Source organism: Marinobacterium sp. MBR-109 (genome assembly GCF_040547565.1).
Taxonomy (GTDB): Bacteria; Pseudomonadota; Gammaproteobacteria; order Pseudomonadales; family Balneatricaceae; genus Marinobacterium.
Genome location: NZ_JBEPPZ010000012.1, coordinates 62,669 through 76,623, shown reverse-complemented (window position 1 = coordinate 76,623; position 13,955 = coordinate 62,669). Strand labels below are relative to the sequence as shown.

The following is a 13,955-nucleotide window of genomic DNA, read 5'->3' as shown; positions in this document are numbered from 1 at the left end:
CCATGAGCACACGCCCTCTGGCGCTGGTGACCGGTGCCGCACTAAGGATCGGCGCAACCATCAGTGAACGTCTGCATGATGCAGGCTACGATCTGTTGCTGCATTACCGCCATTCGGCCGAAGCTGCTGCAGCACTGTCCGAACAGCTCAATCAGCGCCGCGGCGACAGCTGTCGACTATTGCAGTGCGATCTGGCCAATCTCGATGAGCTGCAGGGAATGATCGACGCACTCGGCACGGAGACCCGTTTGGACCTGCTGGTCAACAATGCCTCCAGCTTTTACCCCACCCCGGTGGATCAGGTGACTCAGCACGACTGGGATCAATTGATTAACAGTAACCTGCGCGCACCCTTTTTCCTGAGCACGGTTCTGGCACCGCAGTTGAAACAGAACAGCGGCGCTATCATCAATCTGGTGGACATACATGCCGAACGCGGTCTGATCGGTTACCCGATCTATTCCATTGCCAAGGCTGGTCTGAAAATGATGACTCGCTCTCTGGCAAAGGAGCTGGCCCCTGAAGTGCGAGTCAACGGTATCGCACCGGGCCCCATTCTGTGGCCCGAGGCTGAGGCCGCATTGAGTGATGCGGCACGAGAGCAGGTGCTCGCCAAGACACTGTTGCGCCGCACCGGTTCGCCCGAAGACATCGCTCAGGCCGTGCTCTACCTCGCGCAGGCCGTTTATGTTACCGGACAGGTGCTGGCCGTGGACGGCGGGCGCTCACTCTACAGCTGAATCGGTCCGCGAGATGACTCGCCCACGCCAGCTGAAATCGATCGGCCAAAGTTTCTGCGCCCGATCATAGGTCTGCCAGAGCTCGGCATAGGGACGCTTGAGCACCGGGTGCAGGTCATCCGGTGCAATTTCGGCCAACGGCAGCAGCACAAAGGCGTTATTGAGGATCTCGTCACGCGGCAGCTGCACCCCGGCCACCGGCTCAGTCAATTCATCGTAGGTCAGGATATCAATATCGAGCGTACGGCCACTGAAGCGGGGGCCACTGCGCTCGCGGCCGTTATCGTCTTCAATCCGTTTGAGGCTGGTTGAAAGCGCGGCCACATCCAGATCGGTTTCAATCCCGACCACCAGGTTATAGAAGTTATCGCCCTTGAAGCCTACCGCTTCACTTTCATACACCGACGAAATCTGCAAATGACCAAACAGGCGGCTCAGCGCATCGAGCGCAGCGCGAATGTAGTGCTCACGCTCGATGTTGCTGCCCAGACTGAGGTAAACCCGGTGCATCAGCCCCGCTCTCCTCGCTCGATGATCACCCCCACATCACGTGCACCGCGTACGGCGCCGGGTTTGCTCAGACGCAGCCGCAGCCAGGGTACGTTAAACTCTTCCTGCACGATCTGAGCGATCTCTTCGGCCATGGTCTCGACCAGCAGGAATTCACTCTGGCCGATAAACGCAATCAGCCGTTTGGCTACAGTCTTGTAGTTGAGCGTGCTGTCGATATCTTCAGTGGCGGCGGCGGCGCGAATATCCGTCCCCATCTCCAGATCGAGACTGACCGTCTGGCGAACTTCACGTTCCCAATCGTAAATACCGATCACGGTTTCAACCTGCAGTTCTCGAATGTAGACGATATCCATCTGTACTCCCGTCGGTACGGCACATGTCAGAGCTGCATTGTAGCTGACACCCGCCTTGTATATGCTTGATTTGAGGCAGTTGTTAATTTATCACGCTGGCTGACGCTCCGCGAAGGAACGATGCCGGCCCGTCTGGAATCCTGCATGCTCGAATTCTGGCTGCTGTTGTGCGCCTACCTGCTCGGCTCTTTTTCAAGCGCCGTGCTGGTCTGTCGTGCAATGGGGCTGCCAGACCCTCGCCTGAGCGGCTCCGGCAACCCCGGTGCCACCAACGTGCTTCGAACCGGTGGCCGAGAGGCCGCCATCCTGACGCTGGCGGGCGACCTAGGCAAGGGCGCACTGGCCGTGCTGCTGGCTCTGCTGTCCGGTGCCGCACTGCACCTGCAGGGCTGGTGTTTGCTGGCTGCGGTCTGTGGCCATCTGTTTCCCTTTTTCAGCAGCCTGCGCGGCGGCAAGGGTGTCGCCACCACGCTCGGGGCCATGCTGGTACTGCACTGGCCCCTGGCACTGATTCAGCTGGCATCCTGGGGACTCCTTTTTGTGCTGAGCCGCATTTCGTCACTGGCATCCATCGCCACGGCTCTGCTCACCCCCCTGTTCTGTCTGCTGCTGTTGCCTGAGCTGATCTGGCCGATCGGCATCACCTGCCTGCTGTTGTTGCTGCGCCACAGCAGCAACATCCGCAAGTTATTGAGCGGTCGCGAACACCGTTTTTAGATCGACTCAAGCGTATCCAGCGGCCAGCGGGGGCGGCACTGAATGGTCAGGTCAGCCTGCTGTCCCGCCAGCAGCCGCTGACAACCGGCGTACGCGATCATCGCACCGTTGTCGGTACAGAATTCGGGGCGGGCGTAAAAAAGCTCGGCACGTTCCTTTTTCACCATGGCACCCAGTTTTTCACGCAGATGCTGATTGGCGCTGACCCCACCGGCAATGACCAGCTGTTTCAGGCCGGTTTGCTGCAGGGCCCGCTTGCATTTGATCGCCAGCGTATCCACTACTGCATCCTCAAATGCACAGGCAATATCCGCCAGTGTCTGCGGGTCGATCCGGCCCTGCTCATCGCGTGCGGCATTGGCCGTATTCAGTGTAAACGTCTTGAGTCCCGAGAAACTGAATTCCAGCCCGGGGCGATCGGTCATTGGCCGCGGAAAACGGTAGCGACTGCGATCACCCTGCTGAGCCAGCCTGGCGATCAAGGGGCCGCCCGGATAATCCAGGCCCAGCATCTTGGCCGCCTTGTCGAACGCCTCACCGGCGGCATCATCCAAGGACTCACCCAACAGTTCGTATCGACCGATACCGTCCACACGTACCAGCTGTGTGTGACCACCCGACACCAGCAGTGCCACAAAGGGGAAGGCCGGCGGCTGTTCTTCCAGCATAGGCGCCAACAGATGGCCTTCCATATGGTGCACCCCGATCGCGGGCACACCCAGCCCAAGCGCCAGCGCACGACCGGTCGAAGCACCCACCATTAGCGCACCGATCAGCCCAGGGCCAGAGGTGTAGGCTACGCCGTCCAGATCGGCCAGCGTCAAATCCGCCTTCGCCATCACTTCGCGGATCAGCGGCAGCAGTTTGCGCACATGGTCACGAGACGCCAGCTCAGGCACAACACCACCATATTCGGCGTGCATTTTGACCTGGCTGTACAGCGCATCCGACAGCAATCCCTGTTTGCTGTCATACACCGCCACACCGGTTTCATCACAGGATGTCTCAATTCCCAGCACTCGCATAACAGCCTCTTCGACAACGCAGTTACAATATGGACGGCATTATCCTTCAGATAGAGGCAAAATTCACGGGTCTTTGCTTTACACCATCGCCAGAGCTTAATAAAATATGCGGCCTTCTTGCCATGGATCCGTGATCCGTGCGAGGAGAAAATCCAACTTCCTTACAGATTCAGGAGACTCTGAATGCCTCAGGTTAAAGTAAAAGACAACGAGCCGTTCGACGTTGCTCTGCGTCGCTTCAAGCGTTCTTGCGAAAAAGCCGGCATCCTGGCTGAAGTACGTCGTCGCGAATGCTACGAAAAGCCCACTTCCGTTCGCAAGCGCAAGGCTGCTGCTGCCGTCAAGCGTCACGCCAAGAAGCTGCAGCGCGAAACTTCACGTCGCGTACGTCTGTACTGATTTGACGTTTTGAGCATCTGAACTCACTGCCACCGGAGCCTCTTGAATGTCTGATCTGAAAAGCACACTGACAGAACAGATGAAAGATGCCATGCGCGCAAAGGACAAGGTTCGCCTTGGTACGATCCGCATGATTCAGGCCGAGATTCAGCGTGTCGAAGTCGATGAGCGCGTTGAGCTCAACGATGAACGCATTCTGGCCGTGATGGACAAGATGCAGAAGCAGAGAAAAGACTCCATTACCCAGTACCTGGCGGCTGAGCGCCCGGAGCTGGCAGAAAAGGAGCAGCAGGAGCTGGAGGTGATTAAAACTTTCCTGCCGCAGCCACTCAGTGATACTGAGATCGCTCAGATTATTGATGACGCCATCGCCGCATCCGGCGCAAGCTCGATGCAGGATATGGGCAAAGTGATGGCACTCGTCAAACCCCAGGTTCAAGGTCGCGCCGACATGGGCAGCATCTCAGGCCTGGTGAAGCAGAAACTCTAAGGTCCGCATACGCTGACCTGTCCGCAGCGGAGCGAACATGGCAGGTCGAATACCCCAGCACTTCATCGACGACCTCCTCGCACGCGTCAACATCGTTGACGTGATAGACGGCCGCGTGAAACTCAAACGCGCAGGCAAGAATTACTCAGGCCTCTGTCCTTTCCACAAGGAAAAAAGCCCCTCCTTTTCGGTAAGCCCCGACAAGCAGTTCTATTACTGTTTCGGCTGCGGCGCCGGCGGCAACGCGCTCGGCTTCCTGATGGAATATGATCGCCTCAACTTCCCCGAGGCAGTAGACGAACTGGCCAAGCTCGCGGGTGTTGACGTTCCCCGAGATGAAGGCCGCCCTGCCGATCATCAGCGCGAGCAGGAGATAAAGCGCCAGTTTGAAGCACTGGAGCACTCCAACCGTTACTTTCAGGACATGCTGCGCAGCTCCTCCGAGCGCGAGCGCGCCATCGGTTACCTGAAGCAGCGAGGCCTCAGCGGCCAGATCGCCGCGGCATTCGGCATCGGCTACGCCCCTCCGGGCTGGGACAACCTGTTGCAACACTTTGCTCATCTGGAGAATGCCGCCCCCCTGCTGGAGCAGTCCGGCATGGTGATCCACAACGAAGACAAGCAACGCTACTACGACCGCTTCCGGGACCGCATCATGTTTCCAATCCGGGATGTACGCGGGCGTGTACTCGGTTTCGGCGGACGCGTTCTGGGTGACGACAAGCCAAAATACCTGAACTCACCGGAAACACCGACCTTCCACAAGGGGCGTGAACTCTACGGCCTGTATGAGGCCCGCAAGCACAGCAATCAACTGGATCGCCTGCTGATTGTCGAAGGCTACATGGATGTGGTGAGCCTGGCCCAGCACGGCATCCACTGGTCCGTCGCCACACTGGGTACCGCAACCACTGCGCAACACCTTGAACGCCTGTTCAAGCTGGTACCCGAGGTGATTTTCTGCTTCGACGGCGATGCAGCCGGACGCCAGGCCGCCCAACGCGCGCTGGGCGTTACACTGCCCGTGATTCGCGATGGCCAGGAAGCTCGCTTCCTGTTTCTGCCCGATGGCGAAGACCCCGATACACTGGTCCGCCGCGAAGGCGAAGCCGCGTTCTCCGAGCGGGTCACACAGGCACTGCCACTGAGTGAGTTCTTTTTCCGCCAGCTGTCCGAAGAAGCCGACCTGAGCAGCATGGATGGCCGCGCCCGCTTCAGCAATCAGGCCCTCCCGCTCATCCAGTCGATGCAGCCCAGCCTGCTGAAACAGATGATGCTGGATCGCATCTGTGAAATCACCGGGTTGTCACTGGAACAGATCAGCAGCGTGATCGACCTGCACCAGGCAACCAGCACACCTGCCGCTCCCACTGCAGAAACCGCCTCACAACCGGCACCCACTCTCAACCCCTACCAACAGGCAAGACCGGCCCCCGCACGCAACAAGCCGACACAGAGTGGGCATCGCAATCTGGTCAATCAGGCCATCTCCATCCTGTTGCACCGACCGGACCTGGCACGATCCACACCACCGGCAGCCGACTTCGCCAGCATCAGTGAAACTAACATCGGCGTACTGATCCGATTGCTGCACTACCTGCAGCAAGAGCCTGAAGGCTCTCTCGGTACGCTGCTGGTTGACTGGCAGGACGATCCTGACCACCGCGCCGACCTGATGCTGCTCAACGAGATCTCACATCTGGATCCGGTCATGGGGGATGTGGATGCAACACGCCTGCTTGAGGATACCCTCAACCGCCTATTGGGACGGCGTCATGAGACTTTGCTTGACCAGCTCTTGAAAAAATCGCGTCAGGCCCCATTAACCGATGATGAGAAACGCGAATTGCAGCTGCTGCTGCAAAGCCGCCAGCCATAAAGGTTTTTTGCTTTTTTCTGCAAGCGTCTGATTTCTGGTCTATTCTCATACCAGCTCAGGCACATGCCTGCAGTGCAGTAAAGACCAGCTGTAGCCGTAACGTCGGCAAACAGGTATAATACTGCGCTTATTTTTCCGCCATCCGTCACACCAGCATTCATTCGTTGCAGGGGCTCTATGTCAGACAAATCCCAACAGCAGTCTCGTCTAAAGGAACTGATCGCCCGGGGTAAAGAGCAGGGCTATCTCACCTATGCCGAGGTTAACGATCACCTGCCGGAAGATATCGCCGACCCGGATCAGGTCGAAGACATCATTCGCATGATCAACGACATGGGTATCCGCGTTGCCGAAGTTGCACCGGATGCCGAGGATCTTCTGCTGACAGGCGGTGACTCCGCCGATGACGCCGATGAAGAAGCCGTTGCTGCCCTGGCCGCCGTGGAGTCGGACGCCGGCCGCACCACGGACCCCGTGCGCATGTACATGCGCGAGATGGGTACGGTTGAGCTGCTGACGCGTGAAGGCGAAATCGACATTGCCAAGCGGATCGAAGAAGGTATCCGTGAGGTCATGATGGCCCTGTCCCGCTTCCCGGGCAGCGTCGACATCATTCTCAATGCCTATAACCAGGTATTGCAGGAAGAAGGCCGCCTGAGTGACATCTTCAGTGGCTATATCGACCCCGATGCCGAAGTGCCTGAAGATGAAACCGATGCGCCGGTCGATATCGATGACGACGAAGATGATCGCAGCGACGACGATGATGACGACGATGACAGCGACAGCAGTGATTCCAGCACTGACGAAAAAGAACGCGGCCCGGATCCCGAGGAAGCCCGTCAGCGCTTTGGCCTCATTCAGGAGTGCCTGGACAACCTGAACGCCGCGCGCGAGCGCAATGCCAGCAAGGATGAAATCTCCGAAGCGGTAATGGCACTGTGCAACGCCTTTGCACCGATCAAACTGTCACCTCGCTACTATGAACTGCTGGTTGAACGCGTGCGCAACTGCATCGAAGGCATCCGCAAGCAGGAGCGCAGCATCATGCGCATCTGCACCCAGAAAGCCAAGATGCCACGCCCCGCGTTCATCAAAAGTTTCCCGGGCAATGAAACCAGCAGCGAGTGGCTCGAATCACTGGCCAACGGCAACAAGCCCTATGCTGCCGCCATCAACCGCAACCTGTACGACCTGCAGCGCGCGCAGCGCAAACTGATTCAGATTGAAGAAACCATTGGCCTGAGCCTGGCTGACATCAAGGAAGTCAATCGCGCCATGTCCATTGGCGAAGCACATGCCCGCCGCGCCAAGAAAGAGATGGTTGAAGCCAACCTGCGTCTGGTTATTTCCATCGCCAAGAAATATACCAACCGTGGCCTGCAGTTCCTCGACCTGATTCAGGAAGGCAACATCGGCCTGATGAAGGCGGTGGACAAGTTCGAATACCGTCGTGGCTACAAGTTCTCCACCTACGCCACCTGGTGGATTCGTCAGGCGATCACCCGCTCCATCGCCGACCAGGCCCGCACCATCCGTATTCCGGTACACATGATCGAAACGATCAACAAGCTCAACCGTATCTCCCGCCAGATGCTTCAGGAGATGGGACGCGAAGCAACCCCGGAAGAGCTGGCCGAACGCATGGAGATGCCGGAAGACAAGATCCGCAAAGTGCTGAAGATCGCCAAGGAACCGATCTCCATGGAAACGCCGATCGGCGACGACGAAGACTCCAGCTTGGGGGACTTCATCGAGGACACCACCCTGTCCTCCCCGGTCGACACAGCTACCGGCGAAGGCCTGCGCGAAGCCACCAAGGAGATCCTTTCGGGGCTGACCGCACGTGAAGCCAAGGTACTGCGCATGCGCTTCGGTATCGACATGAACACCGACCACACCCTTGAGGAAGTGGGCAAGCAGTTCGACGTGACCCGTGAGCGTATCCGCCAGATCGAAGCCAAGGCCCTGCGCAAGCTGCGCCACCCGAGCCGCTCCGATCACCTGCGCACCTTCATCGACGAAGGCTAAGTACTTCATTTCAATCATATTGCGCCAATGACCGGAAGTGGTATCATTGGCGCTTCTTTTTGGGCCTATAGCTCAGTTGGTCAGAGCAGCGGACTCATAATCCGTTGGTCCCAGGTTCAAGTCCTGGTGGGCCCACCAACTACAAGACTTCTCCCTTATCTGCAGGCAGGGCCACGGCCCGGCGATACTGCACACTCCAGTTCACGGCGCCCTTTCGCGTTTTCACCCTGACTGGCACATATGTTGCTGTAAAGCGTACCCTGATGGACCGCATTTGGTGGACTCTGAAGCCGTCAAAAGGTATAAATTACTCTCATTCAGCGCATATTTCATCGACCGCTAATACATGAATTCACCCGCTACTGACCGGAGCACGCCCAGCAGATGAGCCTATTCTGGATTCCGTTATTACCCCTGATCGGCACCCTGGTCCCCCTGTTCACCGAACGCTTCGGTCGCAGCGCCTGTGCATGGTTCACCGCCATGTTGCCGGCACTGTCGCTGTTTCTGGTATTACAGGCCGTGCCGCAGATCTTTGCCGGCGAAACCCTGCAGCAAACGTTCAGCTGGATACCGGAGCTGGGGCTGGAGCTGTCGTTCCGGCTCGATGGCCTTGCGCTGCTGTTTCTGCTGCTGATTCTCGGCATTGGCCTGCTGATCATTTTGTATGCCCGCTATTACCTCTCGCCCCAGGACTCCATGGCGCGCTTCTATGCCTACCTGATCCTGTTCATGACATCGATGGTCGGCATTGTGACATCCAACAACCTGCTGCAGCTGTGGATGTTCTGGGAGCTGACCAGTATCAGCTCCTTTCTGCTGATCAGTTTCTGGCACCACAAGAGCGAGGCACGCAAGGGCGCCCGCATGGCGCTGACGGTTACGGGTGCCGGGGGGCTTGCCCTGCTCGCAGGCCTGCTGCTGGTCGCCCATATTGTCGGCAGCTACGATCTCAGCGTGGTACTGGCCAGTGGCGATACCCTGCGCGAGCATGCGGCCTACCCGGTTGCATTAATTCTGGTTCTGCTCGGTGCATTCACCAAGTCGGCCCAGTTTCCATTTCACTTCTGGCTGCCGCATGCCATGTCGGCCCCCACACCCGTCAGTGCCTACCTGCACTCGGCTACCATGGTCAAGGCAGGCATCTTCCTGCTGGCTCGCTTCTATCCGGTTTTGTCCGGTACCGAGCTCTGGTTCCTGACCGTCAGCTTGACCGGCCTGGCTACCCTGCTCTTGGGTGCCTATATCGCTCTGTTCAAGCATGACCTGAAAGGTCTGCTGGCCTACTCCACCGTCAGCCACCTGGGCCTGATCACGCTGTTGTTGGGCATGGACACCGAACTGGCCGCCGTGGCAGCCGTGTTTCATATCATTAACCATGCCACATTCAAGGCATCGCTGTTCATGGCCGCCGGGATCATTGATCACGAATCCGGCTCACGCGACATGCGCAAGCTGAACGGACTGTGGCATTACATGCCGCATACTGCCACGCTGGCGATGGTGGCGGCGGCGTCCATGGCCGGTGTGCCGTTACTGAATGGCTTTCTGTCGAAGGAGATGTTCTTCGCCGAGACTCTGCATCAGGTGGCGCTGGGTTCGCTGTCCTGGATGGTACCGGTACTGGCAACACTGGCGGGTATTTTTGCAGTCGCCTACTCGATGCGCTTTATCCATGACGTGTTTTTTAACGGCGAGCCGATCGACCTGCCCAAGACACCGCATGAACCTCCGCGCTACATGAAAATACCGGTCGAGATTCTGGTGACACTGTGTCTTCTGCTTGGCATTTTCCCCGGCTTCATTGTGGGCGGCCTGCTGGAGTCCGCATCATCTGCCGTGCTGGCCGGCAATGTGCCGGAGTACAGCCTGTCGATCTGGCACGGTTTCAACCTGCCATTGCTGATGAGCATCATCGCGCTGGCTGGCGGCCTGATGATCTACTACAACCGCCGCCACCTGTATCTGTTTCAGGCCCAGTTCCCGGAAACCGATGCCAAGCTGGTGTTTGAGCGTATCGTTCAACAGATGGTGCGCACGGCTCGCAGTATCCACGATTTCCTCGAAAACGGCTCTCTGCAGCGCTATATGTTCCTGTTGCTGCTGTTTGCGCTGGTTTTGATGGCAGGTCCTCTGATGGATCTGAACACGACAGCCGGCCTGCGCCCTCACCTTCCGATTGATGCAGTTGAAATCACGGCGGCCGTACTGCTTTGCCTCAGCGCACTGGCGACGGTGGTGTGGCACCGCAAACGTATGATTTCACTGCTAACCCTATCGGTGGTCGGGCTGATCGTGTCCATTACCTTTGCCCGCTTCTCGGCACCGGATCTGGCGCTGACCCAGCTTTCGGTCGAGGTGGTTACCGTGATTCTGCTGATGCTGGCACTGTTCTTCCTGCCACAGAAAACGCCCAAGGAATCCTCACCCAAACGAGTAGTACGCGACCTTGGCATTGCCGCCATGCTCGGCGGCATCATTGGCACCATCAACTATGCGTTGATGACCCGACCGCTGCACAGCATCTCTGACTTTTTCCTGGCCAACAGCAAAACCGGTGGCGGTGGCACCAACGTGGTCAACGTGATTCTGGTGGATTTCCGTGGTTTCGATACCCTGGGTGAAATTACGGTACTGGGTATCGCGGCTCTGGGTATCTACAAGCTGATCGTACGCATGCGACTGTACATGCCCGCCGGGGACGAGAGTGGCCGTGCCTGGGCCAGTGATCGTCACCCCATGATGCTGGCTGTCATTTCGCAGAGCCTGCTGCCACTGGCGCTGCTGGTGTCGGTTTACATTTTCCTGCGTGGCCATAACCTGCCCGGCGGCGGCTTCATTGCCGGTCTTGTCACCTCGGTCGCCCTGATCCAGCAGTATGTCGCACACGGTGTCGACTGGATCAAGGAGCGCCTGAAGGTCAATTACCAGTGGCTGATTGCCAGCGGTGTACTGATCGCCACGCTGACCGGAATGGGCAGCTGGATCTTCGGGCGCCCGTTCCTGACCTCCTGGTTCGACTACTTCAGTCTGCCCTGGATCGGCGAATTCGAGCTGGCCAGCGCCATGCTGTTTGATCTCGGGGTTTACCTCACCGTTGTGGGTGCCACCCTGTTGATCCTGGCCAACCTGGGCAAACTGACCACCAACCATCGCCCCACTTTGCCGGAGTCTGAATAATGGAAGCCGTATACGCGACCTGTGTCGGCCTGCTGACCTTTTCAGGGATTTTTCTTTGCCTGCGGGGCAGAACCTTCCCGGTGGTGCTCGGCATTACCCTGTTGTCCTACGCCGTCAACCTGTTCCTGTTTTCCAGTGGGCGTCTGAAACTGGATGGCGCCGCCATTCTTGGCACCTCCTACAGCTATGCTGACCCGCTGCCACAGGCACTGGTACTGACGGCCATTGTGATTGGCTTTGCCATGACCGCCTTTATCGTCATTCTGGCCATGCGTGCTCGTGCCGACCTGGGCAATGATCATGTGGACGGCCGCCTGCCTCCGCAGCCGGAAACCAAGACCCGCAGTCGTAAGGAGAAGGCATGACCGCACACCTGCCCATTTTGCCAATCCTGATTCCCATGATTGGCGCCCTGTTGCTGCTGTTGCCCCCGTTATGCGGGAGTCCGGATCGGCAGCGTGCAGCGGCTCTGTTCTTTTCGGCGCTGACACTGCTGGCATCCATCCTGCTGCTTCAGGTTCAGCAGCAGGGGATTCAGCTTTACGTTCTGGGCGACTGGCAGCCCCCTTTCGGTATCGTGCTGGTCGCTGACCGCCTTTCCAGCCTTCTGGTGCTGTTGACCTCGGTGCTGGGACTGGCCTCGATTTTGTACGCCTGTGCCGGCGATGACCGCAGCGGCTCCTACTTCCACCCGCTGGTACTGTTCCAGATCATGGGCATCAATGGTGCATTCCTGACCGGTGACGCCTTTAATCTGTTCGTTTTTTTCGAGGTGCTGCTGATTGCCTCCTACGCCCTGCTGATTCACGGTGGTGGCAAGCAGAAGACTCAGGCCAGCTTTCACTATGTCGCGCTTAACCTGGTGGGCTCAAGCCTGTTCCTGTTCGCTCTTGGTATTCTCTACGGCACACTGGGCACGCTGAACATCGCCGACATGTCGACCAAGATTGCAGCGCTTTCCGGCGGTGAGCAGACCCTTGCCCGTGCCGGTGGTCTGCTGTTGCTGGTGGTGTTCGGTCTGAAGGCCGCGATGCTGCCGCTGCACTTCTGGCTGACACGTACCTATGCTTCGGCCAGCGCCCCCGTTGCGGCACTGTTTGCGATCATGACCAAGGTCGGCATCTACAGCATTTTCCGAATACACACCGTCGTATTCGGCGAAAATGCCGGTGAACTGGCATTCATGGCCCAGCCCTGGATCTGGCCGCTGGCCCTGCTGACCCTGGTGGTTGGCAGTATTGGTGCCCTTGCCAGCCCCAACCTGCGCGAGCTGACGGCCAACCTGGTGGTAATCTCGGTGGGGACACTGCTGGTATCGATCGCGCTGCAGAACGAAGATGCCACCTCAGCCGGTCTTTATTACCTGGTCCACAGTACGCTGGTGTGCGCAGCGCTGTTTCTGATCGCGGATCTGATCGGGCAACAACGCGGCAAGGCCGCTGACCGTTTTGTGGTGTCTCGTCGCGTACGCCAACCGGCGCTATTGGGCGTGCTGTTCTTTGTTGGTGCCATGACAGTGGCCGGCATTCCACCTTTCTCCGGCTTTGTCGGCAAGGTTCTACTGCTGCAGGCAGCCCACGGCACCGCTGAAATACTTTGGGTATGGCCGGTCCTGTTGATCAGCAGCCTGATTGCGATCATCGCCCTGTCACGTGCCGGTACAACGCTGTTCTGGCGTCGCAGCACCGACAAGAGCCAGGGCGAAGTGGCGTCACCCTGGCATGTCGCTGCCGTTACCCTGCTGCTCATGGCGGCTCCAATGATGGTCATTCTGGGTGGCCCAATGACGGAATATACCCGTGAGGCCGCACACCAGCTGCACTCTGTACCGATTCACTTGTCTGTTCTGCTGCCGGGAGGTCCTTCATGAGTCGCTCATTCTGGCTGCCCATGCCGATCCACAGCCTCCTGCTGTTTGTCGTCTGGCTTCTGCTGAACAACACGGTTGCACCCGGACATATTGTACTTGGTGCGTTTCTGTCGCTGGTCATCCCCATCCTGTGCGCTCCACTCAAAACGGAGCAACCTCATGTGAAGCGCCCTTTACTGGCACTGAGGTACATCCTCAAGGTGCTGGGGGATATCGTGGTTGCCAACGTTGAGGTGGCCATTCTGGTACTGGGGCCGGTGCGCCGGCTACAGCCTGCGTTCGTTGCCGTGCCGCTGGACATCAAGGAAGAGTTGCCGATTACACTGCTGGCCAGCACCGTTTCCCTGACACCGGGCACCGTGAGCTCGGAGCTGTCGTCTGACCACAAGTGGCTCTATATTCATGCGCTGCATGTGACCGACGAACAGGCCCTCATCGCCACTATCAAGTCACGCTATGAAGCGCCGCTGAAGGAGATTTTTGCATGCTAGACACGGCACTCATGATCGTCAGCGCTATTCTGTGTGTTGCCCTGATTCTGAACCTGTGGCGACTGCTGCGCGGGCCTGACCTGTCGGATCGAATTCTGGCGCTGGACACCATGTATATCAACAGCATCGCCCTGATTCTGCTGTACGGCATGTACATGCGCACCAGCCTCTACTTTGAAGCGGCTCTGTTGATTGCGATGCTGGGCTTCGTCAGCACCGTGGCCCTGTGCAAATATCTGTTGCGCGGCGACATCATTGAATAGGTTT

The 13,955-nt window shown here is 58.2% G+C and carries 14 protein-coding genes and 1 tRNA gene; 12 read left to right on the top strand and 3 right to left on the bottom strand.

The genetic code is table 11. The features are described 5' to 3' along the window. Positions 1–2: 2 nt before the first annotated feature. A complete protein-coding gene (locus tag ABIE60_RS14100; protein ID WP_354470156.1) occupies positions 3–740 on the top strand; it encodes a pteridine reductase in 738 nt (245 codons plus the stop codon). On the opposite strand, the gene folK is transcribed toward ABIE60_RS14100, so the two are convergent. Both folK and folB read right to left on the bottom strand, forming a co-directional pair. Continuing rightward, positions 726–1,250, bottom strand: coding sequence for a 2-amino-4-hydroxy-6-hydroxymethyldihydropteridine diphosphokinase (gene folK / locus ABIE60_RS14095; RefSeq protein ID WP_354470155.1), 525 nt, complete (start codon positions 1,248–1,250; stop codon positions 726–728). The genes ABIE60_RS14100 and folK overlap by 15 nt on opposite strands. Next, positions 1,250–1,606 (bottom strand): dihydroneopterin aldolase, encoded by a 357-nt coding sequence (gene folB / locus ABIE60_RS14090; protein ID WP_091822198.1) that lies wholly within the window; start codon positions 1,604–1,606, stop codon positions 1,250–1,252. Before folB ends, folK begins: the two co-directional genes overlap by 1 nt. A gap of 144 nt (positions 1,607–1,750) precedes the next feature. Here folB and plsY point away from each other — a divergent pair, with 144 nt between their 5' ends. After that, on the top strand, positions 1,751–2,323 hold the full coding sequence (plsY, locus tag ABIE60_RS14085) for a glycerol-3-phosphate 1-O-acyltransferase PlsY (protein ID WP_354470154.1): 573 nt from the start codon (positions 1,751–1,753) through the stop codon (positions 2,321–2,323). Here plsY and tsaD read toward each other — a convergent pair. Then, entirely contained in the window at positions 2,320–3,348 is a 1,029-nt protein-coding gene (gene tsaD, locus ABIE60_RS14080; RefSeq protein ID WP_354470153.1) for a tRNA (adenosine(37)-N6)-threonylcarbamoyltransferase complex transferase subunit TsaD, read from the bottom strand. The genes plsY and tsaD overlap by 4 nt on opposite strands. A 183-nt stretch (positions 3,349–3,531) precedes the next feature. Here tsaD and rpsU point away from each other — a divergent pair, with 183 nt between their 5' ends. The 10 genes from rpsU to ABIE60_RS14030 all read left to right on the top strand — a co-directional run bounded on the left by rpsU (position 3,532) and on the right by ABIE60_RS14030 (position 13,951). After that, positions 3,532–3,747, top strand: coding sequence for a 30S ribosomal protein S21 (gene rpsU, locus ABIE60_RS14075; protein ID WP_091822206.1), 216 nt, complete (start codon positions 3,532–3,534; stop codon positions 3,745–3,747). Between the two features lie 46 nt (positions 3,748–3,793). Then, entirely contained in the window at positions 3,794–4,237 is a 444-nt protein-coding gene (locus ABIE60_RS14070) for a GatB/YqeY domain-containing protein (protein WP_091822209.1), read from the top strand. 37 nt (positions 4,238–4,274) lie between these two features. Continuing rightward, positions 4,275–6,116 (top strand): DNA primase, encoded by a 1,842-nt coding sequence (dnaG, locus tag ABIE60_RS14065; protein ID WP_354470152.1) that lies wholly within the window; start codon positions 4,275–4,277, stop codon positions 6,114–6,116. A 177-nt stretch (positions 6,117–6,293) separates the two neighbouring features. Next, on the top strand, positions 6,294–8,147 hold the full coding sequence (rpoD, locus tag ABIE60_RS14060; RefSeq protein ID WP_354470151.1) for an RNA polymerase sigma factor RpoD: 1,854 nt from the start codon (positions 6,294–6,296) through the stop codon (positions 8,145–8,147). 61 nt (positions 8,148–8,208) lie between these two features. Next, a tRNA-Ile gene (locus ABIE60_RS14055) sits at positions 8,209–8,285 on the top strand. 246 nt (positions 8,286–8,531) lie between these two features. Further along, positions 8,532–11,327 carry a monovalent cation/H+ antiporter subunit A gene (locus ABIE60_RS14050; RefSeq protein WP_354470150.1) on the top strand — a complete coding sequence of 932 codons (2,796 nt, stop codon included), beginning with the start codon at positions 8,532–8,534 and terminating at the stop codon, positions 11,325–11,327. Next, positions 11,327–11,692: a Na+/H+ antiporter subunit C gene (locus tag ABIE60_RS14045; protein ID WP_354470149.1), complete on the top strand. Its 366-nt coding sequence runs from the start codon at positions 11,327–11,329 to the stop codon at positions 11,690–11,692. Before ABIE60_RS14050 ends, ABIE60_RS14045 begins: the two co-directional genes overlap by 1 nt. Beyond that, positions 11,689–13,197: a monovalent cation/H+ antiporter subunit D gene (locus ABIE60_RS14040; protein ID WP_354470148.1), complete on the top strand. Its 1,509-nt coding sequence runs from the start codon at positions 11,689–11,691 to the stop codon at positions 13,195–13,197. Before ABIE60_RS14045 ends, ABIE60_RS14040 begins: the two co-directional genes overlap by 4 nt. Further along, positions 13,194–13,688, top strand: a complete 495-nt coding sequence (locus ABIE60_RS14035) for a Na+/H+ antiporter subunit E (protein WP_354470147.1) — start codon at positions 13,194–13,196, stop codon at positions 13,686–13,688. The genes ABIE60_RS14040 and ABIE60_RS14035 overlap by 4 nt, the downstream gene beginning before the upstream one ends. Further along, complete coding sequence (locus ABIE60_RS14030; RefSeq protein WP_354470146.1) at positions 13,682–13,951, top strand: K+/H+ antiporter subunit F; 270 nt, start codon at positions 13,682–13,684, stop codon at positions 13,949–13,951. Before ABIE60_RS14035 ends, ABIE60_RS14030 begins: the two co-directional genes overlap by 7 nt. Positions 13,952–13,955 lie beyond the last annotated feature (4 nt).